The 25,088-nt window shown below is 72.1% G+C and carries 22 protein-coding genes; 10 read left to right on the forward strand and 12 right to left on the reverse strand.

The window, feature by feature from the left end; all coding sequences use genetic code 11:
* The first annotated feature begins 84 nt into the window (after positions 1-84).
* Positions 85-543, forward strand: coding sequence for a MarR family winged helix-turn-helix transcriptional regulator (locus QP089_RS20585; protein ID WP_353070595.1), 459 nt, complete (start codon positions 85-87; stop codon positions 541-543).
* Positions 540-1,046 carry a GNAT family N-acetyltransferase gene (locus QP089_RS20590; protein WP_285913344.1) on the forward strand — a complete coding sequence of 169 codons (507 nt, stop codon included), beginning with the start codon at positions 540-542 and terminating at the stop codon, positions 1,044-1,046. The genes QP089_RS20585 and QP089_RS20590 overlap by 4 nt, the downstream gene beginning before the upstream one ends.
* Here the strand turns inward: QP089_RS20590 and QP089_RS48825 are convergent.
* Together QP089_RS48825 and QP089_RS20595 are read right to left on the reverse strand one after the other, a co-directional pair.
* On the reverse strand, positions 928-1,470 hold the full coding sequence (locus tag QP089_RS48825; protein ID WP_353070603.1) for an acyl-CoA thioester hydrolase/BAAT C-terminal domain-containing protein: 543 nt from the start codon (positions 1,468-1,470) through the stop codon (positions 928-930). The two genes, QP089_RS20590 and QP089_RS48825, sit on opposite strands and share 119 nt — an antisense overlap.
* Before the next feature lie 244 nt (positions 1,471-1,714).
* Positions 1,715-5,866: a replicative DNA helicase gene (locus QP089_RS20595; RefSeq protein ID WP_285913345.1), complete on the reverse strand. Its 4,152-nt coding sequence runs from the start codon at positions 5,864-5,866 to the stop codon at positions 1,715-1,717.
* 337 nt (positions 5,867-6,203) lie between these two features.
* Between QP089_RS20595 and QP089_RS20600 the strand changes: the two genes are divergently transcribed.
* Both QP089_RS20600 and QP089_RS20605 read left to right on the forward strand, forming a co-directional pair.
* Positions 6,204-7,520 (forward strand): MATE family efflux transporter, encoded by a 1,317-nt coding sequence (locus tag QP089_RS20600; protein ID WP_285913346.1) that lies wholly within the window; start codon positions 6,204-6,206, stop codon positions 7,518-7,520.
* A 75-nt stretch (positions 7,521-7,595) separates the two neighbouring features.
* Positions 7,596-7,784, forward strand: a complete 189-nt coding sequence (locus tag QP089_RS20605; protein WP_052357975.1) for a hypothetical protein — start codon at positions 7,596-7,598, stop codon at positions 7,782-7,784.
* Between the two features lie 25 nt (positions 7,785-7,809).
* On the opposite strand, the gene QP089_RS20610 is transcribed toward QP089_RS20605, so the two are convergent.
* The 6 genes from QP089_RS20610 to QP089_RS20635 all read right to left on the reverse strand — a co-directional run bounded on the left by QP089_RS20610 (position 7,810) and on the right by QP089_RS20635 (position 10,977).
* Entirely contained in the window at positions 7,810-8,658 is an 849-nt protein-coding gene (locus QP089_RS20610) for a peptidoglycan recognition protein family protein (RefSeq protein WP_353070596.1), read from the reverse strand.
* Positions 8,659-8,909: 251 nt separating this feature from the next.
* Positions 8,910-9,356 carry a 50S ribosomal protein L9 gene (gene rplI / locus QP089_RS20615; protein WP_285913347.1) on the reverse strand — a complete coding sequence of 149 codons (447 nt, stop codon included), beginning with the start codon at positions 9,354-9,356 and terminating at the stop codon, positions 8,910-8,912.
* Between the two features lie 17 nt (positions 9,357-9,373).
* Positions 9,374-9,610, reverse strand: a complete 237-nt coding sequence (gene rpsR, locus QP089_RS20620; protein ID WP_019631633.1) for a 30S ribosomal protein S18 — start codon at positions 9,608-9,610, stop codon at positions 9,374-9,376.
* Between the two features lie 91 nt (positions 9,611-9,701).
* Positions 9,702-10,295 carry a single-stranded DNA-binding protein gene (locus QP089_RS20625; protein WP_285913349.1) on the reverse strand — a complete coding sequence of 198 codons (594 nt, stop codon included), beginning with the start codon at positions 10,293-10,295 and terminating at the stop codon, positions 9,702-9,704.
* Positions 10,296-10,332: 37 nt separating this feature from the next.
* Positions 10,333-10,623, reverse strand: a complete 291-nt coding sequence (gene rpsF / locus QP089_RS20630) for a 30S ribosomal protein S6 (protein ID WP_151540987.1) — start codon at positions 10,621-10,623, stop codon at positions 10,333-10,335.
* A 189-nt stretch (positions 10,624-10,812) separates the two neighbouring features.
* A complete protein-coding gene (locus QP089_RS20635) occupies positions 10,813-10,977 on the reverse strand; it encodes a hypothetical protein (RefSeq protein ID WP_285913350.1) in 165 nt (54 codons plus the stop codon).
* Positions 10,978-11,234: 257 nt separating this feature from the next.
* Between QP089_RS20635 and QP089_RS20640 the strand changes: the two genes are divergently transcribed.
* From QP089_RS20640 to QP089_RS20650, 3 genes are all read left to right on the forward strand, one after another.
* Positions 11,235-11,543 (forward strand): hypothetical protein, encoded by a 309-nt coding sequence (locus QP089_RS20640; RefSeq protein ID WP_285913351.1) that lies wholly within the window; start codon positions 11,235-11,237, stop codon positions 11,541-11,543.
* A gap of 136 nt (positions 11,544-11,679) precedes the next feature.
* Entirely contained in the window at positions 11,680-12,447 is a 768-nt protein-coding gene (locus QP089_RS20645) for a deoxyribonuclease IV (RefSeq protein WP_285913352.1), read from the forward strand.
* A gap of 228 nt (positions 12,448-12,675) precedes the next feature.
* Complete coding sequence (locus QP089_RS20650; protein WP_285913353.1) at positions 12,676-13,062, forward strand: DUF4190 domain-containing protein; 387 nt, start codon at positions 12,676-12,678, stop codon at positions 13,060-13,062.
* Positions 13,063-13,084: 22 nt separating this feature from the next.
* Here the strand turns inward: QP089_RS20650 and QP089_RS20655 are convergent, their stop codons facing one another.
* Positions 13,085-13,552, reverse strand: a complete 468-nt coding sequence (locus tag QP089_RS20655) for a barstar family protein (protein WP_285913354.1) — start codon at positions 13,550-13,552, stop codon at positions 13,085-13,087.
* Between the two features lie 164 nt (positions 13,553-13,716).
* Here QP089_RS20655 and QP089_RS20660 point away from each other — a divergent pair, with 164 nt between their 5' ends.
* The gene (locus tag QP089_RS20660) at positions 13,717-14,529 is read left to right on the forward strand and encodes a MerR family transcriptional regulator (protein WP_285913355.1); all 813 of its coding nucleotides are present in this window, start codon (positions 13,717-13,719) and stop codon (positions 14,527-14,529) included.
* 4 nt (positions 14,530-14,533) lie between these two features.
* Here QP089_RS20660 and QP089_RS20665 read toward each other — a convergent pair whose 3' ends face one another.
* From QP089_RS20665 to QP089_RS20675, 3 genes are all read right to left on the reverse strand, one after another.
* Positions 14,534-15,919 carry a glycosyltransferase family 87 protein gene (locus QP089_RS20665; protein WP_285913357.1) on the reverse strand — a complete coding sequence of 462 codons (1,386 nt, stop codon included), beginning with the start codon at positions 15,917-15,919 and terminating at the stop codon, positions 14,534-14,536.
* A 212-nt stretch (positions 15,920-16,131) separates the two neighbouring features.
* Positions 16,132-18,528 carry a transglycosylase domain-containing protein gene (locus tag QP089_RS20670; RefSeq protein ID WP_285913358.1) on the reverse strand — a complete coding sequence of 799 codons (2,397 nt, stop codon included), beginning with the start codon at positions 18,526-18,528 and terminating at the stop codon, positions 16,132-16,134.
* Between the two features lie 766 nt (positions 18,529-19,294).
* Positions 19,295-21,811, reverse strand: coding sequence for a transglycosylase domain-containing protein (locus QP089_RS20675; RefSeq protein ID WP_285913359.1), 2,517 nt, complete (start codon positions 21,809-21,811; stop codon positions 19,295-19,297).
* Between the two features lie 1,370 nt (positions 21,812-23,181).
* Here QP089_RS20675 and QP089_RS20680 point away from each other — a divergent pair.
* Positions 23,182-23,802: a PadR family transcriptional regulator gene (locus QP089_RS20680; RefSeq protein ID WP_285913360.1), complete on the forward strand. Its 621-nt coding sequence runs from the start codon at positions 23,182-23,184 to the stop codon at positions 23,800-23,802.
* A 112-nt stretch (positions 23,803-23,914) separates the two neighbouring features.
* Entirely contained in the window at positions 23,915-24,994 is a 1,080-nt protein-coding gene (locus QP089_RS20685; protein ID WP_285913361.1) for an inositol-3-phosphate synthase, read from the forward strand.
* Positions 24,995-25,088 lie beyond the last annotated feature (94 nt).

Below are 25,088 nucleotides of genomic sequence, written 5' to 3' on the forward strand. Positions count from 1 at the left end.
TCCTCCATTTGTTGGGTTAACCAATATTGGATGTGCCAACAGTAGCGTGGATCGTTGGCTCTGCCAACAAGTACACTGGCGGGCGTGATCTCCGACGACGCCCGGCCGCCCGAACGGCTCCGGCACGCCGCCAGCTGGCTGATCAACCTGGCCTCCGCGCACAGCCACCGGCTCGTCGCCGACGGCTTCGCCGCCGCCGGCGCGCGCGGCTACCACTACCGGCTGCTCGCCACGCTGGAGGAGTACGGCCCGGCCAGCCAGGCCGACCTCGGCCGGCGCGCCGCCATCGACCGCAGCGACGTCGTCGCCGCCCTCAACGAGATGGCCGCGAAGGAGCTGGTCGAACGCGCCCCCGACCCTGCCGACCGGCGGCGCAACATCATCACGCTCACCCCCGCCGGCCGCCGCCACCTGCGCGAACTCGACGAGGTACTGTCCGGCATCCAGGACGAGCTGCTCGCGCCGCTGTCCCCCGCCGAACGCGACCAGCTCACCGGGCTGCTCACCCGCGTCACCGACCACCACGCCAGGAGCCGCCCGTGACCCTCCGCTTCGTCGAACTCCCGCCCCCGGTCATGGCCGCCCTGCTCGACGGCGACCTCCCCGCCGCCTCCGCCCTCGCCGGAGTCCCGCTCACCGCGTACTTCGTCGACGACGACGCCGAACGGCTCTGGCGGTACCGGCTCGACCAGCTGCGGCGGTCTCCCGAGGACGCCGCCTGGATCGTCCGCGCCGCCGTCGGCGAACCCGGCGGCGCCGTCGTCGGCTACGCGGGCTTCCACTCCGCGCCCGACGAGAACGGCACCGTCGAGATCTCCTACTCCGTCGACCCCGCCCACCGGCGCCGCGGCCACGCCACCGCCATGCTCGCCGCGCTGCTGGACCGCGCCGCCGCCGAACCGTCCGTCCGGACGGTCCGCGCCTCGATCAGCCCCGGCAACGCCGCGTCCCTCGCCACCCTCGCCGGCCACGGATTCGTCCACGTCGGCGAGCAGTGGGACGACCTCGACGGCCGCGAGCTCGTCTTCGAACGCCCCGCCCGCTGACCCGCCGGTCAGCCACACCGGCGCCCGCACCGCGCGCAGCGCCGCCGCCTGCACGCCCTGCCAGACCAGCAGCGCGGCGATCAGCGACGCCACCAACAGTACGAACGGTATGCCCCTGCGGATACGCCGCCCGCAGCGCGCCGACGGCCCCGTCCCGGTAGTCGGCGAACTCCAGCCCGCCCGCGACCAGAAGCAGATTCCGCGGACGCGAGGCCGCACCGACCAGCATCGTCCCTTGCGAAATGGCCACCGTCGCCCGAACGTCCGGATGCGCTTCCGCGTAACGCACCACGGCGGCGGCGCCCATCGAATGGCCGAGAAGACCGATCCGCCCGCCGTCCACCCCCGGCACGGCCCGCAGATGGCGGACCGCGACGTCCAGGTCCCGGGCCAGCCGCGCCTCCGCGACCGGCCCGTCCCCCATGTTCGGCAACCGTTCGGTATTGGCGCCGCCGACGCGCCCCCACCGACGCCCTGCCTCCACCCCCACATGGACGCCACCAAACCCGCCCAAGTTCACGGAGAAACCCGCATCGCTAGAGTCACGGCGTGCCAACGCGCAAGCACCGGCGGCCCTTGGCCGCGCGGGCTGCGCGCCGACGGAGCCGACGCGGACGCCTGCCTGTCGCGGGCGTTGGCGGTGCTGCGCGACGCGGGGGTCGGCGTCCCTACTGGGCCATGTCGACGAAGCGGCTGTAGTGGCCTTGGAACGCCACCGTCACCGTCGCGGTCGGGCCGTTACGGTGCTTGGCCACGATCAGGTCGGCCTCGCCGGCACGCGGCGACTCCTTCTCGTAGGCGTCCTCGCGATGCAGCAGGATGACCATGTCCGCGTCCTGCTCGATGCTGTTATGCAGGGAAATGCCGTTCGCGACGAAATTGTGGAGTCCGAGCACCGTGGCGTCGTACACGTCCTGCTCGCCGATGCTCTCCACTCCTACGATCTCGTCCCAGAACACATCGTTCGTGCACAGCATCTCCAGCTCGGCACTGCCCAGCACCGTCGCCACCCGGCCGAGGCGCTGACGGCTCGGCGCGCGCTTCCAGAGGCTGCTGCCGGAGAATTCGGTGCCGATCGCCGCGGAGAACTCCCGGTGCGTCATTCGGCGTTCGGCGAGAATGCGCCGGACGTCCTGCCAGACCTCGCGTGGCACCGTGTCCCGGTTGGTGTTGGATCGCAGGTTCCGGAGGCTCTCGGCCGCCTCGGCCGCCACCACTCCGCGCGCACCGTGCACGCGGACCGCGTTGAAGAACGCGAGCTGGTTCTCGGCGCCGTACAGGTAGAGCTGGTAGCCGGGGCGGTAGTCCCCTTTGGTGACGGTCTTGATCCGGGAGTGGATACCGAAGCGCAGGAGCAGCCTGGACACGTCCTCTACCAGCCGCCGGCTCGTAGACGCGTAGTAGACGGTGCACCGTCCGCGTTCGGCGTCCCAATGGACGCAGCCGTCCGTCGACCACAAGTGCCTGAGGAAGAGCGCGATCTGCTCTTTGGAAAGCCCGAACACCGACGCCGGCACGAACTTCTCGTGCGAGCGCAGCCCGCACAGTCCCAATCCGTCGAGCCACTCCGCGATCGGGTTCCGGCGGCCGTGCGAGAGCCGGTACGGCGCGGGCAGGCGCAGTGTCGTCACCCGAGCGGCCGCGTACTCGTCCCTGACGGCCGTGATACCGAAGTGCCGGGCCGCCTCGGTCACCGCCTGCAGGCAGGCCTCGTCCCTGCTGGCATAGCGGATCGGCTGGCGCTTGACGAAGGATCCGGCGCCGGTGAGGTGAGCCAGGAGGACGACCTCGGCCTCGGGCCAGGCGACGGGCTTCAGCGGCGGCGGCACATGCCTGGCGGTCGCGACACGCGCCCCGGGCTCCAACTCACCGAGGGGAGTCCAACCGCTGTAGGTGAGGAACGGGTGGTTGGCGGTGGCCTCGATCTGCTTCCCCGAGGCGAGCGTGACCCGGAAGACCTCCTTGCGTCCGCTGGGGAACGCGTGGGTCATCGTCCGGGGAACGTACTTCAGTCGCTCGTCCAGAGACCAGACGGGAACATCATGCGCCCCGCTCGCGAGCAGTTCCCCGATGGCGATCTCTTCGTTGGTATCCGCCCGCATGATGCGGGTCGACGCGGTGACACACCCCGACTCGCGCAGGTCGGACACCATGGGCTTCTTGTCGGTGCGCTGCTCGGGACCGCGGTTCAGCTGCGACAGCGCGATGACCGGGACGCCGAGCTCCTTGGCGAGCAGCTTCAGCGAGCGGGAGAACTCCGACACCTCGACCTGGCGGCTCTCGACCCGCTTGCCGGACGTCATCAGCTGCAGGTAGTCGATGATCACCAGGCGGAGGTCGTGCTGCTGCTTCAGCCGGCGGCACTTCGCCCGGATCTCCATCATCGACATGTTGGGCGAGTCGTCGATGAACAGCGGCGCCTCGGCGACCTCGCTCATCCGGCGGGCGAGGCGCGTCCAGTCCTCGTCCTGCATGGTGCCGGACCGCATCGCGTGCAGCGCGACCCGCGCCTCCGCCGACAGCAGCCGCATCGTGATCTCGTTGCGGCCCATCTCCAGGCTGAAGAACGCCGAGGTCAGGCCGTGCTTGATGGACGCGGCGCGGGCGAAGTCGAGCGCCAGCGTCGAGTTGTGCGTCGGGATGCAGGAGCGCCCGGCCAGGTACATGTGGTCGGCGTTGTCGACCTGGACGCACCGCACCGGCACGCTCGCGACCGGCCGCACGTCCACGATGTGCCGCACCCGCGCGTCGCGGTGGACGGCCACGCTCTGCCGTTCGGCCTTGCGCGGGGAGCGGAACACCGTCTCGTGCGGGGTGAAGGCGATCTGGTGCATCGGCTCGCCGAGCGGGTCGCCCGCCGGGTCGACGGTCAGCGCGGCGCGGTGGCCGAGGCCGAGGACGAGTTCGCGGAGCCCCTCGGCGAGCCGCGCGGAGGCGACGGCGACGGCGACGCGGCCGCCGGGAGAGGTCTTACCGCAGACGTCGAGGAGGCCGGCCAGCAGCGCGCGGCGCTGGGCGATGGACGCCCGCAGGTACACGGCCGGGACGTGCCCGCCGTCGAGCACGCCGAGGGCGGCGAGCCGGTCGCGCAGGCCGGGCAGCCGATAGCAGCCCGGGAACGGCTCGGGGACGACCGGCTGGCCGGCCAGCTCGATCTGCGCGATGACCGCTCCGTCGAGGCAGGTGATGGCGGCGTCGCCGCCCTCCCCCGCGCCGAGCCACACGCCGAGGACGTAGGGGTCGACGGGCAGGTCGGCGTCGGGGAGGTCGAACGCGCCGGCGACCTCCACGGCGTGCACGGGCCGCCCGTCGCGACGGACCGAGGCGAAGATCTCCTCGGTCGTCCGGATCCGGGACCGCGCGGCGAGCGGCGCCCGCTCCGCGCCGCCGGCCGCATGCGAGCCGGCGTGGTGGTCCTGCCGTCCGGGCCCGCCGCGTCCGAGCGGCCGGGCGTGCGGCGGCCTGCCCGGGCGGGGGGAGCCGCCCGCGGAGGCCGCGCAGGGCCGCCGCTTCGACGGCAGCGGACGAACACCGGCGCCCGGCTCGGTCTCACCGCGCGCACCGGTGGCCGCGACCGCCCAAGGGTGGGCACCGCCACCGTGGCGAACCGGCTCCGTCATGACGCAGGCGGCCTCGAAGCTCGTGTCGAGGCCGAGGCCGAGCACGTCGGCGGTCAGCGCGCTCAGATACGCCCGGGTCTTGCCCGCGCCGGTGCCGGACGCGAGCAGCGGCCGCGCGCTCTCGAAGGCGCGGTGGACGGCGGCGCGCTGATGAGCCCGGAGGTCGTTGACGGTGCCGCAACGGTCGGGCGCGGTGCCGTCCGCGACCGGCCGTTCGCCGCCCGCCACCGCCCGCCCGCCAGGGCGCCGGGCCGGGGCGTCCGGGCGGGCCGAGGTGCTCTCGCCCCGCCCGCCCGCCGGACCGCCGTGGTCGTCGGCGAGGGTGCGCCACTGGTGCCGGGCGTCGGCGACGATGACCTCGCCGTCGGAGAACTCGATCTCGTAGCAGGGGCGGCCGTGCATCACCTCGGTCGCCGCGACGACGCGGGTGGGCTTCCCGTCGGCTCCGATCAAGTGGTCGCCGACCGCGACCCGGCCCATCGTCGTCCACCCCGCGGGGGTCGGGAGCGGGGTGTCGAGGCCGAGCGCCTTGCCCATCGCGGGACGGGCGGCGACGACGATCATCTGACCGGGGTGCAGGCCGTTGGTGAGGGCGTCCAGGTCGGCGAAGCCGGTGGGGCAGCCGACCATCTGGCCGCCGCGGCTGCCGATCGCCTCGATCTCGTCGAGGGCGCCGGGCATGATCTCGCTGAGCGCCACGTAGTCCTCGCCGGCGCGCTTCTCGGCGATGGCGAAGACCTCGGCCTGGGCGCGGTCGAGCACCTCGTCGGCGTCGGCGCCGTCGGCGGCGTAGCCCATCTGCACGATCCGGGTGCCGGTCTCGACCAGCCGGCGCAGCACCGAGCGCTCGTGCACGATCTTGGCGTAGTAGCCGGCGTTGGCGGCGGTGGGCACCGAGGAGATCAGCGTGTGCAGGTAGGGGGCGCCGCCGATGCGGCCGATCTCGCCGCGCTTGGTGAGCTCGCCGGCGACGGTGACGGCGTCGGCGGGGTCGCCGCGGCCGTACAGGTCGAGGACGATGTCGTAGATGATCTGGTGCGCGGGGCGGTAGAAGTCCTGGGTGCGCAGCACCTCGACGACCTCGGCGATGGCGTCCTGGGAGAGCAGCATGCCGCCGAGGACGCCCTGTTCGGCCGCGATGTCGTGCGGTGGGGTGCGTTCGAACTCCTGCTCGTGCGGTCCGAGCTCGGTCACGCTCACCTGCCGCACCCCCTTCCTCCCGGCCGCCGGGCGCCCCGTCCGCCCATCGCCGACCGTACATCTCACGTCTACCTCAGGCGTCCGACATTCTCCCGAGCCCACGCGGGCGAGGGCAAAGCAGCGTGTGGACGAACCTGTGGAATACCTGTGCAGACACGCGGCACTCGTTGTGCACGACCTGTGGACAACTCTGGGGAAAGTTCGTTCGCCGCGTGACCGGTACGGTCGTGAGCTGCGCGAACGTCGTCCACCGGGTGTGGGGGAGAGAAAGTCGGCCGATCCGGGTGCTGTAAGGTGTGAACTTCTTTGAAGAGTTACAGAGGCCGGGGAGCGCACCATGAGGTTCCGGGCGGGCCCGCACGACCGCGAGATCCTGCGGCTGGCGGTGCCGGCGTTCGGCGCGCTCGTCGCCGAGCCGCTGTTCCTGCTGTCGGACTCGGCGATCGTCGGGCACCTCGGGACGGCGCAGCTCGGCGGCCTCGGCGTCGCCGGGCAGGCGCTGAACACGCTGGTCTACCTGTGCGTCTTCCTGGCGTACGGCACCACGGCCGGGGTCGCGCGGCGGCTCGGCGCGGGGGACCGGCGGGCGGCGGTCCGGCAGGGCATCGACGGGATGTGGCTGGCGGTCGCGATCGGCGCGGTGCTGATCGCGGCGGGCTGGCCGCTGATCCCGCCGATCGTGGACGCGTTCGGCGCGTCCGCCACGGTGACGCCGTACGCGCACACGTACCTGCGGATCAGCCTGTTCGGGATCCCGTCGATGCTGGTGGTCCTGGCCGGGACGGGCGTCCTGCGCGGCCTCCAGGACACCCGCACGCCGCTGGCCGTCTCCATCGGCGGCTTCTCACTGAACCTGCTGCTGAACGCGGTGTTCGTGCTGGTCCTCGGATGGGGGATCGCCGGGTCGGCCTGGGGCACCGTGCTCGCGCAGACCGCCGGCGCGGCGGTGTACGTGGCCGTGGTGCTGCGCGGGGCGCGGCGGGAGGGCGCGCCGGTCCGCCCGGACTGGGCCGGGTTGCGGACGTCCGCGACGGCCGGTTTCGGGCTGCTGCTCCGGACGGCCGCGCTGCGCATCGTGCTGCTCGTCGGGACGTCGATCGCGGCCCGGATGGGCGACGCGGAGATCGCCGCCTACCAGGTGGGGTTCCAGGTGTGGACGCTGCTGGCCTTCGCGCTGGACGCCATCGCGATCGCGGGCCAGGCGATCACCGGCCGGTACCTGGGCGCGGCGGACGTGGCCGGAACCCGGGCGGTCACGCGGCGGATGGTCGTCTGGGGCGTGGCCTGCGGGGCGGTGTTCGCTCTGGCCGTGCTCGCGGTACGGCCGTGGCTGCCGGACCTGTTCACCTCCGACGGCGATGTCCGGCATCTGCTGCTGGTGTCGCTGGTGATGGTGGCGGTCCTGCAGCCGGTCGCTGGCGTTGTGTTCGTCCTTGACGGAATCTTGATCGGCGCGGGCGACGGCACCTACCTGGCGGCGACGACGCTCGTCGCGACGGTCGTGTTCCTGCCGGCGGCGCTGCTGCTCTACGGGGCGGGCGCGGGGATCGTCGGCCTCTGGGCGGCGATCGGGCTGTGGATGGGAACGCGCCTGGTCACGCTGGCCCTGCGGGCCCGGGGCGACCGGTGGATGGTGACGGGCGCCGTCCGGTAGCGGCCGCCGCGCGGACGAGCCGGGGATTTCCGGAAGCCCACCCGCCCCGCCCGCCCCACTCGCTACTATTCGAACATGTGTTCCACCCATGGCGAGCGGATGGCCCGGCTCACGCAGGCGATCGACGACCTGGCGGCGGAGGGCCTGGCCGGGCTGCCGCCCGAGACGCTGGTGGAACGCGTCGCCGGCATCTGGTCGCTGGTCGAGGGCATCGACCCGGAGATCGCCCGCCGCCGCACCCGCTACACGACCCCCGAGACCTGAGGCCCGCGGGCGCGCCCCGGCCGGGTCACCAGTTCAGGTTGAGCAGGCCCGGCCAGTCGTCACCGTCGTCGTCCTGGTAGTAGTCGCCCGGGTCGTCCGGCTTCGGCGGGGCCTTCGGCTTGCTCTTCGGCTTCCCGCCGGAGCCCTCCAACCGCGCCGCGACCGCCCGGCGCAGCGCCGGCAGCCGCGAGTACAGCACGTCGCCCGGACACGAGGTCGTGTTGTAGTCGCGGTGCCCGACGATGGCCTCGGCCGGGTCGAGGTCGTAGGCCCGGCAGAGCCACACGCACACCTCCGTCAGCGACGACCACAGGCGGCCGGGGACCGCCTTCTTCATGTAGTTGCCCTCGTTCTCGATCCCGATGGTGTGCTCGTTGTGGTGCAGCACCTGCGCGCCGACCGCCAGGTCGCCCTCCCGGACGGACGCCAGGCTCCGGTTGCGGCCCTCCATCACGACGCCGCCCCGGCTGATGGTGAGCTGCTGCCCGCAGTCGTCCCAGCCCCGCTTGTCCATGTGGAAGTTCTGGATGTAGCGGGACAGGCTGAACGCGTGCGCGACCGTGAGGTCGGCGGAGTTGGCCGTGTCGGTGTGGTGCACGACGATGTGGTCCGGCGCGCGGCCGAGGATTCGGGCCGCGCGCTTGGGCGGCCGCGCCCTCCACTGCGCGCGCGTGTAGACGTGCGGGGCGTCCGCGGTGAACAGGGGCGCGACCGGCGCCGCGTCCGCCATCGCCCCGCTCTGGAACGGCGACCCGAAGCCCAGGACCTCCAGCAGCCCCGCGCCCACCACGCCGCCGATGACCGACCGGCGCGTCACCGCCGTCCCGTCGCGTTCCCGGCCGGCCGCGCCGTCCCCCGAATGCGCGATCAACACCGTCCCCCTTCGCCCCGCGATGATCTCGATCACGGAACGTAATGGCCGCTCAGACGATCACCCAAACAACGGGCGGTTCAGGGACGTTTCACATGAAACCCTGAGAGATCCGGGACGGGGCCACCCTGTTCTTGTGCAAGAGATTGCGGGGAGCAGAGGCGACGCGGACGGCGGCGCGGGCCGGTCCGGAATACGAAACGACCCCCGCGACCGGGTTGATCCCGGTACGCGAGGGTCGTCCGAAACGCGGGTCAGGCCTCGACGACGTTGACGTCGATGGTGGCGTTGACGTCGCTGTGCAGCCGGACGCTCACCCGGTGGGTGCCGACCGTCTTGATCGGGTTGCCGATCTCGATCCGGCGGCGGTCCAGCTCGGGACCGTCGGCGGCGCGCACCGCCTCGGCGATGTCGGCGGCGGTGACCGCGCCGAACAGCCGGCCGTTGCTGCCGGTGCGGGTGCGCAGCGTCACGCGCAGCGCCGCCAGCTGGCCGGCGACCTCCTTGGCGTGCTCGACGGTCGCGATCTCGCGGGCCGAACGCGCCTTCTTGATCGAGTCGATCTGCTTCTCGGCGCCCCGGGTCCACTGGATGGCGAACCCGCGGGGGACGAGGTAGTTGCGGCCGTAGCCGTCGCGGACCTCGATGACGTCGCCGGGCTCGCCGAGCCCGGAGACCTGCTGGGTCAGGATGAGCTTCATGTTGGTTACCCCCTGCCTCAGCGCGCGGTGCTGGTGTACGGCAGCAGCGCCATCTCACGGGCGTTCTTGATCGCCGTGGCGACGTCCCGCTGGTGCTGGGTGCAGTTGCCGGTCACCCGCCGGGCACGGATCTTGCCGCGGTCGGAGATGAACTTCCGCAGCAGGCCCGTGTCCTTGTAGTCGACGTAGGAGATCTTCTCCTGGCAGAAAACGCAAACCTTCTTCTTCGGCTTGCGGGGAGGTGGCTTCGCCATCGTGGTGCTCCTTAGAGAGAGCCCCGCTCACGCGGGAATGGACGTGGAAATGTCGTGGGTCTTGCTGTCCGGAGGCCGTCCGGAGGGCCGGTCAGAACGGCGGGTCGTCGGAGAAGCCGCCGCCGCCCCCGCCGCCACCGCCGGTGGCCCAGGGGTCGTTGGCCTGGCCGCCCTGCTGGCCGCCGCCGAAGCCGCCGCCACCCTGACCGCCGCCGCCGAAACCGCCGCCGCCCTGGTCACCGCCGCCGAAGCCGCCGCCGCCCTGGCCGCCGCCCTGGCCGCCGCCACCGCCGCCGCCGAAACCGCCGCCGCCACCCTGCCGCTGGGTCTTGTTGACCTTGGCGGTCGCGTTGCGCAGCGACGGGCCGACCTCGTCGACCTCGATCTCGAAGACGGTGCGCTTCTCACCCTCGCGGGTCTCGTACGAGCGCTGCTTGAGCCGGCCCTGCACGATCACCCGCATGCCGCGCTGCAGGGTCTCGGCGCAGTTCTCGGCGGCCTGCCGCCAGACGTTGCAGGTCAGGAAGAGCGCCTCGCCGTCCTTCCAGTCGTTGCTCTGGCGGTCGAAGAACCGCGGCGTCGACGCGATGCGGAAGGACGCGACCGCCTGGCCGCTGGAGGTGAAGCGCAGGTTCGGGTCCTCGACGAGGTTCCCGACGATCGTGATTACGGTGTCGCCTGCCATGGGGCTCGCTCCGGCTGGTGTGAGGGCTGAGCCGGGCTCAGTGGACCTCGGGGCGGATGACCTTGGTACGGAGGATCGACTCGCTCAGGTTGAGCTGCCGGTCGAGCTCCTTGACCGTGGCAGGCTCAGCCGACAGGTCGACCACCGCGTAGATGCCTTCGGACTTCTTCTGGATGTCGTACGCCAGGCGCCGGCGGCCCCAGACGTCGACCTTCTCGACGCTGCCGCCGCCGTCCTTCACGACTTTCAGGAACGGGTCGAGCGCCGCGTTCGCGGTGCGCTCGTCGATGCCGGGGTCGAGGATCGCCATCAGTTCGTAACGACGCATGCTGTGTCCCTACCTCCTCTGGACTGGCGGTCACGGTCTCTCCGTGACAGGAGGGCTCTTGCGTCCCCCGCGGCGGCACCGGGCTCCGATCAGCCGGGCGCGCCTGCCGCGGGACCGGTACAGGCTACCAACAGTTGGCAGCGTACGAGCCTGTTCCGGCCGGGCGGGCGGGCGGACCCCCGCGGCCCGCTAGCGCCGGGCGGCCGGACGGCCGGGGGCCCGGCGGCGCCGCCGCTCGAGCTCGGCCATGATGTCGGCCATCCGGGCGCGCATGCGCGCGGTCTGGGTGGTCAGCATGGACAGCTCCTCGACGAGCTCCGCGTCGCCGATGACCCCGAGTTCGCTGGAGTTCATCGCCTCGCCTCCGCTCCCCGGCCCGCGCGGGCCGGAACGCTCTCCCTCACGGCTGGTGCTCCTCCTGGATCCGGGCCGGGGGACCCCGGCCGGTGTTATCGAATCCGTGTTCGACCGTACCGGGTGGCACCGACATTTCCGAGCGCCGCCGCCGGTTGATCTTCCGACCGGCTGGGCATTCCTTTACGCACATGGTCCGTCCGGTCCCGCGGTCACCATGCGCACCGCGCGGGCACCCACGAAGTGAGGAGGTCCGGATGCCAGAGGAGGTAGCCGGGACGAGGCACGCGACCGCCCAGAGCAGGACCGAGCCCGAGAGCCACCGGCTGCAGGACGTCCTCGCCGTCCTGGCGTTCACCCTCGGGGTCGCCGCCCTCGTGCTCGGCGGCGGCATCCCCGCGGCCCACTTCGCCGGCCTGGTGGTCGGCGTCATCGGCCTGCCGCTCGCGCTCGTCTCGCAGATGATCTCGGCGACGACCAACGAGCGCTGGCTGAACGTGATCGGCATGGTCGCCTCGTTCGTCGGCGCCGGCTTCGCGATCAGCCACGGCGGCTTCTCCCTCTGACCGCGCCGCCCCGGGCGCCGTCCCCCCGGTGGACGGCGCTTCCGGCATGCGCGCGGACGGCTCTCGCCCGCGCCTCGCCGGCCGGTGAGGCGCGTTGCGGGGCGAAACGTCCGACCGCGCGGATAACCTCGGTGCCATGCGCATCGGAGCCCACGTCGACCAGACCGAACCGCTCGCCAACGCCCGCGCGGTCGGGGCCGAGGTCGTCCAGTTCTTCCTGGGCGACCCGCAGGGCTGGAAGAAGCCCGTGCTGCCGGAGGGCGTCGAGGCGCTGGACGGCTCCGGCGTGGACGTCTACGTGCACGCCCCGTACACGATCAACGTGGCGACGTCCAACAACCGGATCCGCATCCCGAGCCGCAAGAACCTCGCCCAGCAGCTGGAGGCGGCCGCGTCGATCGGCGCGAAGGGCCTGATCGTGCACGGCGGGCACGTGCTGAAGGACGACGACCCGGAGACCGGCTTCGAGAACTGGCGCAAGGTGTTCGAGCGCACCGACTGCCCGATCCCGGTGCTCATCGAGAACACCGCGGGCGGCGGCAACGCGATGGCGCGCAAGTTCGACCGCATCGCCCGGCTGTGGGAGGTGCTGTCGGGAGTGCCGGGGCTGGAGGACAAGCTCGGTTTCTGCCTCGACACCTGCCACGCGCACGCGGCCGGCGAGGAGCTCGTCGACGCCGTCGACCGGATCAAGGCCATAACCGGCCGCATCGATCTGGTGCACTGCAACGACAGCCGGGACGCGTTCGGCTCCGGCGCCGACCGGCACGCCAACCTCGGCAGCGGCAGCATCGACCCCGAGCTGATCCTGGCCGTGGTGCGGGCCGCGGACGCGCCGGTCGTGGTGGAGACGCCCGCCGCCGGGCAGGCCGGCGACATCACCTGGCTGCGCGACAACCTCTGACGGGCGCGCGACGGGGGCGCCGAACGGGGCGCGCGCGACGGGCCGCGGCGCCCTGGCACGATCAGGCCATCCATGGAACCGGTGCGGCGAGCCGGGCATCCAACCCTGTGACGGTCGGCATGGCGACAAACGCGCGGTGTCCCGTCACACTGGCATAATCCGGAACCCAGCCCATCAGCGCACGCGCGTCCACCCGGCGGCGGCGCGCGAACCGATCGGGAGCCCCCCATGGCCCAGCCCCCGTACGATCCCTACGGCTACGGCTCGCACGACCCCTACGCTCCCCAGCCGTACTCGCAGCCGGCCGTGCAGCACCACTACTACGGCGGCGGCTCCGTGCCGACCGGCCGCGGCACCAACGGCATGGCGACCGCGTCGATGGTCCTGGGGCTCGTCGGCTTCGTCAGCTGCGGCCTGACCTCCGTCCTGGCGATCATCTTCGGGCACGTCGCGCAGGGCCAGATCAAGCGGACGCACGAGGAGGGCTCGGGCATGGCGCTGGCCGGCCTGATCCTCGGCTACATCGTCACCGCCGGCTGGGTGATCTTCTGGATCTTCTACGTCTGGCTGTGGGCGATCATGTTCGGCAGCGCCGCGACCACCAGCACCTACTGAGCGTCCGGGCGCGCCCGCGCCCTCACGCCAGCCGGGGGACCCCCGCCACCTCCACCCCCACGCTCGCCAGCAGCACCACCATGGGCGTGGAGGTGTCCCGCCAGGCCTTGACCGCGCCGCCGAAGACGTCGAGGACGGTCCGGAACGCGGCCTGGTCGGCGTCGGCGAGCTCCGACCACGACTCGTACAGCACCAGGTAGCCGTTCTTGGCGGGCGTCCAGGACAGGTCGGCGAGGCAGTCGTCCAGGGCGTCCCAGTTGCCGCCGAACCAGCCGGGGAACTCGAAGACCTCCGCGCACAGCCGCAGGAACGCGTCCTTGCCGCGGGCGCGGCGGCCGTCGAGATGGAAGCCGCGCCAGCCGGCCTCCTCGGCCCTCCCGATCCAGGACGTGTCGCCGACGGCGCCGGGGACGGCGGGCGTCCGCCACTGGTAGACGCCCGGTCCCAGCCGCCCGGCGAGCAGCTCGTCCAGTGCTCGGTTCGCGTTCACGTCGTCTCCAGCCGGTCGTCCTCCGCGCGGGCGCGGGACACCGGAGCCCCCGCCCGGCGCGATCCTCCCCGGCATTCGCCTACGGAATCCCCAAGCCCCCGCAATCGTCCCGGCGATCCCCGCCGCCCGGGCGCGGCGGGTTCGCGGACGCGCGGGAAACGGGCTTGGCCGGCTACCGGCTCTACGACATCGCGGCGGCCGCCCGCCTGGACCTGGTCCGCACGCTGCGCGACCTCGGCGTCGACCTGGAGACCGTGCGGCGGGTGCTGGCCCGCGAGATCACCGTCGGGGAGGTCGCGGCGGCGCACGCCGAGGCGCTCGACGTGCAGATCCGCACGCTCCGGCTGCGCCGGGCCGTGCTGCGCGCGGTTGTCAGGCGGGGGTCCGCCCCGGAGGAGGTCCAGCTGATGCACAGGCTCGCGAAACTGTCCGACGAGGAGCGCAACCGGATCATCACCGAGTTCGTCGAGGAGACCTTCGCCGGGCTGGAGGTGAACCCCGGCTTCGCCGAGAAGATGCGCGCGGCGCTGCCGGAACTGCCCGACGACCCCGCGCCCGAGCAGGTCGACGCGTGGGTGGAGCTGGCCGAACTGGTCGGCGACCCGGACTTCCGCGCGGCCGTCCGCCGGATGGCGGAGTTCCAGGCCGAGGAGGCCGCGCGGGGACCGGCCCCGGAGGGCATGGCGGGACTGACCGAGATCACGCTCGCGAAGGCGGGCGCGGCGATCGAGAACGGGATCGACCCGGCGTCCGACGCCGCCCGGCCCGTCGTGGACGAGCTGGCCGCCGCCTACGCCGCCACGTTCGGCGAGCAGGACGGCCCGGACTTCCGCGCCCGGCTGCTGCACCGGCTGGAGGTCGGCGGCGACCGGCGCGCCGAGCGGTACTGGCAGCTGCTCGCCGTGATCAACGGCTGGCCCGTTCCGCCCTCGCTGGTGCCGGTGTTCGAGTGGTTCCTGGCGGCGCTGCGCCGGTGACGCCTCAGCCGGCGGGGGACGCGGCGGCGGCGTCCGTGCGCAGGTGTCGCGCGCCCCGCCGGCGGCGGAGCGAGACCGCGTCGTCGGCGCCGTCGAGGACCCCGCCGGCCGGGTCGTCCTCGCCGCCCGTCCGCACGATGTCGCCGGACGGGCGCAGGACGTCCCGCACCACCAGCACCGCCATCGCCAGCACGGTGACGAACCGGGCGAGCAGCGCGATGGTGTAGACGTCCTGGCTGATCCCGCCCTCCGGCGCGTCCAGGTGCAGGACCGCCGACACGGTGGACGACAGGTCCGAGCCCGGCACCTGCAACGACACCGACAGCAGGTACCACCAGATCCCGAAGAAGTAGACGACCTCGCCTACCTGCCACACCACGAAGGCAGGCAGCTTCGGGCGCGCCAGCACCGCGAGGGGCAGCAGCCACAGCACGTACTGCGGCGACCAGACCTTGTTCGGCAGCATGAACGCGACGAGCACCAGGAACATCAGCTGCGGCAGGCGGGGACGGCGCGGCGCCGCGAGCGCGAGCACCGCGATCCCGGCGGCGAGGACCAGGAACGTTCCCGTCCCGGCGAGGTTCAGCTCGTCGGTGTCGGACGCGAGGCCGGACAATCCGTGCTCCTGCAGCACGAAGAAGATGGAGCCCCAGTCGATGCCGCGCTTCTGGCTGAAGCTGTAGAACTCCACCCAGCCGTCCCACGCGAACACCATCACCGGCACGTTCACGACCAGCCAGGCGCCGGCGGTGCCCGCGAGCATCCGCGCCATCGCGCGCCACTGCCCCGCGCGGACGCACAGCAGCACCAGCGGCCCGAGGAACAGCAGCGGGTAGAACTTCGCCGCGATCGCCAGCCCGAGCAGCGCGCCCGCCAGCGCCGGCCGGCGCGACGACCACGCCGCCAGGGCCAGCGCCGACAGCGCCACCGCGAGCAGGTCCCAGTTGATGTAAGCGGTGAGCAGCAGCGACGGTGACAGCGCCACCATCAGCCCGGCGCGCAGCGACCGGCGCCCCGCCACGTACGCGGTCGCGAGCACCGCGGCGACCGCCAGCACGGCCAGCAGCAGCACGGTGACGTTGTAGAACGCCATCCCCCGCTCGTCCACCCCGAACGGTTTGACCAGCCACGCGGCCAGCTGCATGAACCCGCCGCTCAGCACCGGGTACTCGACGTGGTGGATGTCGGAACCGGTGAACGAGTCGAAGTAGGGGACCTTCCCGTCGTTCAGCCCGCGCACGTAGTACAGCGGGTACACGTCGGTGTAGCACGCGCGCGTCGTCGTCTTGACGAAGTCGAACTTGGCCGAGGCGCACGGCTGCTTCTGCAGCCAGCCCAGCGCGCACACCACGGCGGCGGCGCCCGCCAGGACCGGCACGAGCCGCGCCATCCGGCCGCGTTCCCCGGCCGGCCCCGTACCGGTCCCGGCGCCGGCCATTGCGACCCTCTCAGAAGACGACGACATGGACAGCAGACTATTGGTCGCCGCGCGCCGGACGCGTCCCCGCACCGCGCCCCCGCCGAACGTACGGGAAACCCTCAGGAAAGGGAGCGGCCCGGAGCCGATGGGCTCCGGGCCGTCTCGCGTTCACGCGCTCGGGATCAGTTGGTGGTCCCGTTGGGCTGGGTCGGGTCGCCGGGCTCCTCGTTCCTGCACGCCTGGTTGTTCGGATGCAGCTTGCACCACTGCCTCAGGGCGGCCGGGTCGGTCGGAGGGAGGTTCGGGTTGCAGCCGGGCGGCATGTTGAAGCCGTTGCAGGGCTGGCCCGTGCCCGGGGTCGTCGGCGTGTTCGACGGGTTCGGGGAGGTGCTGCGGCAGGGCTGCCCGTTCTGCTGCTGCCCCTGCCCGTTGTTACCGCACGTCGGCGTCTTCGTCGGGGTCGGCGAGGTCGTCGGCGACGTGGTCGGCTGCGGCTTCGCGACCGCCCACGGGGCGACCGTCCCGCCGTAGACCGGCGGCGGGAACGGCGTGATCTCCTTGCCCTCCAGCGCCTTGGTCATGACCATCTTGAACAGCTCGGCCGGGACGGTACCACCGTAGACCTGGCTGTATCCGCCGACGCCGACCAGGGACTTCTGGGTCTTGCCGTCCTTCGTCGACCGCCACATCGCGGCCGCCGTCACGTACTCGGGCGTGTAGCCGACGAACCAGGCGGACTTGTTCTGCGACGACGTACCGGTCTTGCCGGCGACCGGGCGGGCGCCGAGGCTCGCCCCGGTACCGGTGCCGTGCGTGACCACGCCGCGCATCGCCTCCGTGGCGTCCGCCGCGACACCCTGGTCGAAGACCTGGGTGCTCTTCTTGGCCCACGGCTCCTTCTTCACCGGCTTGCCCGCATCGTTCAGGACCGGGTTGCCGTTCGCGTCCGTGATCGACTTGATCACGTGCGCCGGCCGGTGCACGCCGCCGGCGGCGAACGTCTGGTACACCGACGCCATCGTGACCGACGTCGCGGTGATGACACCGAGGGGCAGCGAGGTGTAGTTGGCGTTGAGCCCCTCGGTGTTGGAGGGGATGCCCATCTTCTCGGCCATGTCCACGACCTTGTCCAGCCCGACCTTCTGGCCGAGGTCGACGTAGGCGGTGTTGATGGACTTCGCCGTCATCTCCTTCAGGTCGAAGACGCCGTTCTCCGACCGGCTGTCGTTGGTGAAGGCCGTCCCGTTGATGATGCGCCGGTAATGGCCGTCCAGCGTCGTTTTCAGGCTGACGTCATTGTCCAGCGCGGTCGCGAGCACGACCGGCTTGAACGACGAACCGGGCTGCACCTTCCCCTGGAAGGAGTCGTCGAACTGCTGCTTGGCGTAGCTCGGGCCGCCGTAGGCGGCGATCACCCCGCCGGTCTTCGGATCGACCACGGTGAGGCCGAAGTGGATGGTGCTGTTGAAGCCCTTCTCCCTCTTCAGCTGCTTCACCGCCGTCGCGGTGTAGTTCTGCAGGTCCCGGTCGAACGTGGTGGTGATCCGCAGGCCCGCGGTCTGGACGCGCTGCTTGGAGATGCCGAGCGTCCCGAGCTCGGAGATGACCCGGTCGGTGAGGTACCCGGTCTGCCCCGTGTCCTTGATGTCGCTCCACTTCTCGTACGTCTGCGGGAACTTCGCCTTGGCGCGTTCCTCAGGCGTTATCCAGCCCTTCTTCACCATTCCCTCGACCACGTAGTTCCAGCGGGCGATGAGCGCCTGCTTCTGCGGGTCGGAGTCGGAACCGAAGGACTTGAAGTAGGTCGGACGCTGGATCATCGCGGCCAGCAGCGCCGCCTGGGAGGCGTTGATGTCCTTGACGGGCTTGTGGAAGTAGGCGCGCGAGGCGGCCTGGACGCCGTAGGCGTCACGGCCGAAGAAGACGGTGTTGAGGTACTGCTCGAGCACCCAGTTCTTCGACTTCTCGTTGCCCATCCGGACGGAGATCAGGATCTCCTTGAGCTTGCGGCTGACGGTCCGCTTCTGGCTCAGGCCCTGGTAGTAGTTGCGGGCGAGCTGCTGGGTGATCGTCGAGGCGCCGTTGACGTCCCCGCCGGTCGCGGCCCGGTACAGCGCGCCGGCGATGCCGCTCGGCGAGATGCCCGGCTCGTTGTAGAACTCGCGGTCCTCCGCGGCGAGCACCGCGTGCTGGACGACCTCCGGGATGTCCTTGAGCGGGAGGATCTCGCGGTTCATGCCGACCCGCGCGATCGTGCTCTTGCCGTCGTCGTAGGTGATGACCGACGCCTGCTTCGTCACGTCGGCCTGCTTGGCCTTCGGGATCGGGGTGTTGGCGTAGGCCACCCCGACCAGCGCCGCGATGCCGAGGATCCCCACCGTGACGATCGCGGTGACGATCTTCCAGTTCGGGACGTACTTCCGCCAGCCGGTCTTCTCCGGCTTGTCCCTGCGCCGTCCGCGCCGGCCGCTGCGTCCGCCGCCGCCCCCGCCGAAACCGCCCGGACCGCCCGGACCGCCGGGGCCGCCCGGACCCCCGGGACCACCGGGCCCGCCCGGACCGCCGGGACCCGACCGCATCGCGTTCGGCGGCACCGCACGGCGCCGGCCCCCGGGGGCACCCGGGCCGCCCGGTCCGCCCGGTCCACCCGGCCCGCCGGGTCCGCCGACCCGCGCGGGGCCCGGGCCGCGCCCGGCCGGCCTGGCACCGGGCCGCGGCGCGGCCCTCCCGGGCGTCGGCGCGCCCATCTGCGGTCCGCGCGGCGCCCCCTGGGCTCCGCGCGGCATGCCCTGTCCCCCGCGCGGCGCGCCCTGGGGCATGCCCTGGGCACCGGGGCGGGGGGCGCCCCGCCCGCGAGGGGGGCCCTCTCCGTATTCGGGTCCGTAACGGCTTGGGTTGCTCACGCGACCTCATCAACTGGGGTACGGCTTTGCGTCGTCCGAGCGTACTGCTCACCTGGAGGCGTAGGGGGCCGGGGAGGAACGACGCCCTCCCTCGGATCGGACGAACGCACGGGAACATGCCCGCCCCGTCCGGAATGTCCGGACCAGTGGCGGGCGGGGCCGGACCGGCGGGGCGACCTGCCCCGCCGCGAGCCGGCCTGCCCCGGCGCATCGGGCCGTGCGACGTCCGCCGCCGCGCCGCACGGCGTTCCGCGGACATGGCTCATGTCACACCCCGATCCGTCGAGGGGCTCGGTGGGCACGGCCGGGGCGGACCGGGTCCCGCCTCCCTGCGGACGGGGCCCGGCCGTCGGCCATGAATACGTACGCGGACGGCCCCGCCGGTTCATCCGCGGCCGGTTCGCGCGCCGATCTCCGCACGGCCGGTCCATGCGCGGCCGGTTCATTCGGGCGGTCTCACGAGCGGGAGCAGCGGCGTCACCGCCGCGCCGTTCGGCCGGTTGCCGCCGCCGCCCCGCACCTTGCGGCAGGCGGGGTCGCCCCGGTGGATCGTGCACCACCAGGGCGGCGGGGGGTTGCTCGGCGGCTTGTTCGGGTCGCAGTTCGTCTGGAACGGCGTCTGGCACGGCTGGCCGTTGCCGTGGCCGCCGCCCCCGTCGCCGCCGCCCTTGCAGCGCGGGTCGTACTTGCCGATGGGGGTGTTGCACCACGGCGGCCTGTCGTCGTGCTTCTTCTTCTTGGGCGGCAGCTTCGCCCACTTCTGCACGATGCCGCCCCACACCGGGTTCGGGAACGGCTCGATGTCCATCCCCCGGGTCGCCTGCGCCATGTAGGAGCGCCAGATCCGGGCCGGGATCGTCCCGCCCTCGACCTCGCCGATCTGCGGCAGGACCACCGACTTCTTCTGGTGGTCGGGCCCGACCTCGTCGTTGTACATCGTCACCGCGGTCGACACCTGCGGGACGAACCCGATGAACCACGACGACACGTTCCGGTCGGTCGTCCCGGTCTTGCCCGCCGCGGGACGGCCGTCCGGCAGCGCCGCCGCCGTCGCCGTACCGCTCTTGACGACCTGCTGGAGCGCGTACGTCGCGTCCGCCGCGACCTTCGCGTCGAACACCCGGTGCGTCTTGACCGTCGGCCTCAGCCGGACCGTCCGGTTGTCGCTCTGCTTGACGATCTTGATGACGTGCGGCTCGTGGTACACCCCGCCGTTGGCGAACGCCTGGTAGCCCGCCGCCTGCTCGACCGGCCGGATGCTGTTCACGCCGAGCGCCAGGTTGAGCTGCTTGCGGTACGGATCGAGCAGGTCGGGGGAGACGCCCGCGTCCTCCGCCGTCTTGATCGTCTCCGGCACGCCGACCTTGGCGATCAGCTGGATGAACGCGGTGTTCACCGACTCCTTCAGCGCCGTGACGAGGTCGACGGCCGGCGCCACGTTGTGGCTGTTCGGCACCTCGACCGCGCCCGGCGTCCCCTTCGGGACGGCGTTCCCGGTGTTCGGGTCGATCGGGACCTTCGACCTGCCCTCGACCATGCTCTTGAGGCTGTAGTTCTGCTTCAGCGCCGTCGCCAGCACGTACGGCTTCATCGCCGACCCCGCCTGCGCCGACCCCTTCCACACGTTGTCGAACGCCTGGTCCAGGTAGTCCGGCCCGCCGTAGAACGCGATGACCTCGCCGTTGGCGGTGTTCACCGACACCAGCCCGACGCGGATGCCCTTCTTCGCCAGCTTCTTCGGGTTCACCTGCGCGACGGTGTGCTCGGCGGCCTTCCTGGCCATCGCCATCCGCTTGCGGTCGAACGTCGTGTAGACGCGCAGGCCCTTGGTCGTCAGCTCCTTCTGGTCGATGTGCTGCCGGCGCAGCTCCTCCTTGGCCCGCATCAGCATGTAGCCGCGCTGCCCGCCGTACAGCTGGTCGCCGGTGCCGGCCTCCTTCACCTTCGGCAGGTGCTGCATGTACCTGTCGGCGTCGGCCTTCGACAGCTTGCCCATCGAGACCATGCCCTTGAGCGTGTACTGGTACCGGCCGGTCACGTACGCCCGGTTGGCCTTCTCGGCCGGGTCCCGGTTCGCGTCCTGGATCATGCCGCCGAGCAGGGCCGCCTGGTCCGGCTTGAGCCGCCACACGTCGACGCCGAAGTACTCGCGGGACGCGGCCTGGATGCCGTAGGTGTCGCGGCCGAAGTAGATCGTGTTCAGGTACAGCTTGAGGATCTCGTCCTTGGAGCGGCTCTTGTCCAGCTTCACCGCGATGAACAGCTCCTTGAACTTCCGGCTCATCGTCCGGTTGTTCGGGTCGGAGTAGTAGTTCTTCGCCAGCTGCTGGGTGATCGTGGACCCGCCGCCGTGGCCGCCGGTCACGTTCACCCACACCGCGCGCGCCGTGCCCTTGACCGAGAACCCGGGGTCGCTGCGGAAGCTGCGGTTCTCCGCCGCGAGCACCGCGTCCTGCACGAACGGCGGCACCTGCTTCAGCTCGACGCTCTGCCGCTTCTTGCCGATCCGGCCGATCTCGGTGCCGTCGGTGTAGTAGAAGATCGACGCCTGGTCCTCGACGCCCGCCACCGTGGGCTCCTGCGGCGTCGGCGTGTTCGCGTAGGCCACCCCGACCATGGTGACGAAGCCGGCGACGCCGAGGAGGAGGACCCCGGTCACGACCTTCCAGGACGGCAGGAACCGCCGCCATCCCGTGGTGCGGGACCGCAGATGATCGACGAGGCTCCGCTTCCCCGGCCCGCGCCCGGGCCCGCCGGGCCCGCCGGGGCCGCCGGGACCACCAGGTCCGCCCGGTCCGCCCGGTCCGCCGGGACCGCCGGACGAGCCGCCGCTGCGGAACTTGGCCAGCACCCCGCTGACCGCGCCCAGCGCACCGGCCACCGGGCCGCCCGCGGCACCGGCCCCACCGGGCACGCCCGGGGAGTTGAACCCGGCCGGCGCCCCGAAGCCGCCTGGCATTCCGGGCCCGCCTTGCGGACCGGGGCCCATCGGCCCACCGGCACCGTTCGGCCTGCCCGGCCCGCCGTAGCCACCGGGACCATTCGGTCCGCCCTGGCCGCCGGGCCCTGCCGAGCCTCCGGGACCACCGGGGCCACCAGGCCCGAAGCCGCCGGGACCACCAGGACCGCCGGGGCCGGGTTGGGCCATGGGGCCGGGGCCTGCGGGGCCATGCATCGGGGAGTTGGCAGGGGAGCCGGGCATACCCGGCGCGGGCGGCGGGGCCGCGGCGCCGTGGAGGTCGGGCATGGTGAGGGGCCCGGGGTCGTCCGCCGGCGGCGGCTTCGCCTCGCCGGACGGCGCTCCGGGGCCGGACGAGGCGGGACGCGCGAGCGGCCCCTGGCCCAGGGGGTCTCCGCCGAAGTCGCCGGTCCCGCCGGAAGAGGGAGCCGCGTTGCCCGGGCCGGAGGCGTGCTTCGGCGCGTGCGCGCGCGCGTCCGCGGCCGGCCCGCCCGTGAAGGAGGGGGAGCCGAGCGGGTCGTCCGGCAGGAAGGCGGCGCCCGGCTGCGGGCTCAGCCGCGGGCTCGGCGGCCCGCTCGCGCCGGGGCTCTGCTGCTCGGCCGGGCCGGAGTCCGGGCGGGCGGGCGGCTGCGGAGCCGACGCGTCCGGCGGGCCGGCGGAGCCGGGCGGGGGTCCGAAGACGGCGGTCGCGTCGAGTCTGATCCCCGAGGCGTCCACGGGAGGCGGCGGGGAGCCGAGGGGCCCGGGGCTCTGGCCGGGCGCGCCCGGGGGAGGCGACGGGGGCCCGCCGGCGTCGCCGGCACGGCTGCGGGCGTCCGGGACCTCCGGTTCGCCGGTGCGGCCGAGACGGGGGATCTGGTGCCCGCCCGGCCCTGGCGACCCGGACTCCGGTCGGGGCTGGCTTGGATTACTCACGCGACCTCATCAACAGGGGACGACGGCGGCGGTCCACCGGGGTCCGGAGGGGGCCTCCGGGCCGGCCGGCGGCTCGTGCGCCGTCCGAAGATTACTGTGCGGGCTGGTGAGCGGGGGGAGCACGGTGCTTGGCGGGGTACCGTTCCGGCTGGTCAGGCGCCCGGTCGTCGGTGGATCCTCCTCTCGTGTTCACCGCACGAGGCGCACCGCCCCGCGGCCGGGGGCAGGGCACGGCCGATGGTTCCAGCCGCAACTTTGACACACTTCCGCCACATACACCCTGGATTCGCCGTATTCGCGGCCCTCCGCGGCTCGTCCGCGGCCGCTTCCGCACGCCCGGATTCGGCGGTCGGCTTGCCAGGATGCGACCGGGTACGTATCTTTGCGATGTATCGAGTCGATACATTCACTCGATACATCGAACGGAGACATACGACTCTGCGGAGGGACTCGCGATGGCGACCAGGAAGGGTGCGGGCGTGCTCGAGCTCGCCGTGCTCGGCCTGCTGCACGAGTCCCCCATGCACGGCTACGAGCTGCGCAAGCGGCTCAACGCCCTGCTCGGCATGTTCCGCGCCTTCTCGTACGGGACCCTCTATCCGTGCCTCAAGCAGCTCCTGGCCAACGGGCTGATCGTCGAGGACCGGCCGGAGGAGCCGAACGCGACGCTGGCACTGCAGAGCCGCCGGTCGAAGATCGTTTACAAGCTCACCGCCGACGGCAAGGAGCGGCTCCAGAACCTCCTGACCGAGGCCGGTCCGGCGTCCTGGGAGGACGAGGGGTTCGGCGTGCACTTCGCCTTCTTCTCGCACACCCGCGCCGACGTCCGGCTGCGGATCCTCGAAGGCCGGCGCAGCCGGCTCGAGGAACGCCTGGAGAGCGTCCGCGCCGCCCTCGGCCGCACCCGGGAACGGGTCGACTCCTACACCCTGGAGCTGCAGAACCACGGGCTGGAGTCGGTCGAGCGCGAGGTCCGGTGGCTCAACGAGCTCATCGGCCGCGAGCGGGCCGAGCAGGAACAGCAAGCAAGGTCTTTCGAAAGCAACAAGGACATGCCTCGGGACAAGGGCCGCTGAGGAGCGGCCCCACCTGGGACGGGTGAACTCCACCTCAGGTCCCGCCAGTGGTGGCGTTCGCCCTCCGGGGCGGGCGAGGATCGCAACCGCAAGAGAGTTAAGGAGCAATCGGATGGGTTCCGTGCGCGTAGCCATCGTGGGTGTGGGCAACTGCGCCTCTTCGCTCGTCCAGGGTGTCGAGTTCTACAGGAACGCGAGCCCCGAGACGCGGGTCCCCGGCCTCATGCACGTGCAGTTCGGCGACTACCACGTGGGCGACGTCGAGTTCGTCGCCGCGTTCGACGTCGACGCCAAGAAGGTCGGGATGGACCTGTCCGAGGCCATCCACGCCAGCGAGAACAACACGATCAAGTTCGCCGACGTGCCGCCGACCGGCGTCACCGTCCAGCGCGGCCACACCTTCGACGGCCTCGGCGAGTACTACCTCGACATCATCGAGGAGTCCGACGCCGAGCCGGTCGACGTGGTGCAGGCGCTGAAGGACGCGCGGGTCGACGTCCTCGTGTCCTACCTGCCGGTGGGCTCGGAGGAGGCCGACCGCTTCTACGCCCAGTGCGCCATCGACGCCAAGGTCGCGTTCGTCAACGCGCTGCCGGTGTTCATCGCCTCCGACCCCGAGTGGGCGCAGAAGTTCACCGACGCGGGCGTCCCGATCGTCGGCGACGACATCAAGTCGCAGGTCGGCGCGACCATCACGCACCGCGTCATGGCCAAGCTGTTCGAGGACCGCGGCGTCGAGCTGCTGCGCACGTACCAGCTCAACTTCGGCGGCAACATGGACTTCATGAACATGCTGGAGCGCAAGCGGCTCCAGTCCAAGAAGATCTCCAAGACGCAGTCGGTCACCTCGCAGATCCCGCACGAGATGGCCAAGGCCGACGTGCACATCGGCCCGTCGGACCACGTGCCGTGGCTGGACGACCGCAAGTGGGCCTACGTCCGCCTGGAGGGCAAGTCCTTCGGCGACACCCCGCTGAACCTGGAGTACAAGCTGGAGGTCTGGGACTCCCCGAACTCCGCCGGCGTGATCATCGACGCGGTGCGCGCCGCGAAGATCGCCAAGGACCGCGGCATCGGCGGCCCGATCCTGTCGGCCAGCTCCTACTTCATGAAGTCGCCGCCGGAGCAGTACAACGACGACCAGGCCCGCCAGGCCGTCGAGAAGTTCATCGCCGGCGAGGTCGACCGCTGAGTCGTCCGCGGACGGTCCGAGCGCCTCGCGCGTGCTGAGAGTCTCGTCACAATGCTCTCGTAGGACGCCCTGACAGTGGACATCCCGCTGTCAG

It is taken from the genome of Actinomadura opuntiae, from assembly GCF_030283205.1.
Classification (GTDB): domain Bacteria; phylum Actinomycetota; class Actinomycetes; order Streptosporangiales; family Streptosporangiaceae; genus Spirillospora.

What these genes read in the sequence shown, in the direction of transcription:
- QP089_RS48825 (WP_353070603.1), bottom strand. Translation starts at nt 1,470, where the DNA reads ATGGGGGACGGGCCGGTCGCGGAGGCGCGGCTGGCCCGGGACCTGGAC.
- QP089_RS20600 (WP_285913346.1), top strand. Translation starts at nt 6,204, where the DNA reads ATGAGGTTCCGGGCGGGCCCGCACGACCGCGAGATCCTGCGGCTGGCG.
- QP089_RS20605 (WP_052357975.1), top strand. Translation starts at nt 7,596, where the DNA reads ATGTGTTCCACCCATGGCGAGCGGATGGCCCGGCTCACGCAGGCGATC.
- rplI (WP_285913347.1), bottom strand. Translation starts at nt 9,356, where the DNA reads ATGAAGCTCATCCTGACCCAGCAGGTCTCCGGGCTCGGCGAGCCCGGC.
- rpsR (WP_019631633.1), bottom strand. Translation starts at nt 9,610, where the DNA reads ATGGCGAAGCCACCTCCCCGCAAGCCGAAGAAGAAGGTTTGCGTTTTC.
- QP089_RS20625 (WP_285913349.1), bottom strand. Translation starts at nt 10,295, where the DNA reads ATGGCAGGCGACACCGTAATCACGATCGTCGGGAACCTCGTCGAGGAC.
- rpsF (WP_151540987.1), bottom strand. Translation starts at nt 10,623, where the DNA reads ATGCGTCGTTACGAACTGATGGCGATCCTCGACCCCGGCATCGACGAG.
- QP089_RS20635 (WP_285913350.1), bottom strand. Translation starts at nt 10,977, where the DNA reads ATGAACTCCAGCGAACTCGGGGTCATCGGCGACGCGGAGCTCGTCGAG.
- QP089_RS20640 (WP_285913351.1), top strand. Translation starts at nt 11,235, where the DNA reads ATGCCAGAGGAGGTAGCCGGGACGAGGCACGCGACCGCCCAGAGCAGG.
- QP089_RS20645 (WP_285913352.1), top strand. Translation starts at nt 11,680, where the DNA reads ATGCGCATCGGAGCCCACGTCGACCAGACCGAACCGCTCGCCAACGCC.
- QP089_RS20650 (WP_285913353.1), top strand. Translation starts at nt 12,676, where the DNA reads ATGGCCCAGCCCCCGTACGATCCCTACGGCTACGGCTCGCACGACCCC.
- QP089_RS20665 (WP_285913357.1), bottom strand. Translation starts at nt 15,919, where the DNA reads ATGGCGCGGCTCGTGCCGGTCCTGGCGGGCGCCGCCGCCGTGGTGTGC.
- QP089_RS20670 (WP_285913358.1), bottom strand. Translation starts at nt 18,528, where the DNA reads ATGCGGTCGGGTCCCGGCGGTCCGGGCGGGCCCGGTGGTCCCGGGGGT.
- QP089_RS20675 (WP_285913359.1), bottom strand. Translation starts at nt 21,811, where the DNA reads ATGCCAGGCGGCTTCGGGGCGCCGGCCGGGTTCAACTCCCCGGGCGTG.
- QP089_RS20680 (WP_285913360.1), top strand. Translation starts at nt 23,182, where the DNA reads ATGGCGACCAGGAAGGGTGCGGGCGTGCTCGAGCTCGCCGTGCTCGGC.
- QP089_RS20685 (WP_285913361.1), top strand. Translation starts at nt 23,915, where the DNA reads ATGGGTTCCGTGCGCGTAGCCATCGTGGGTGTGGGCAACTGCGCCTCT.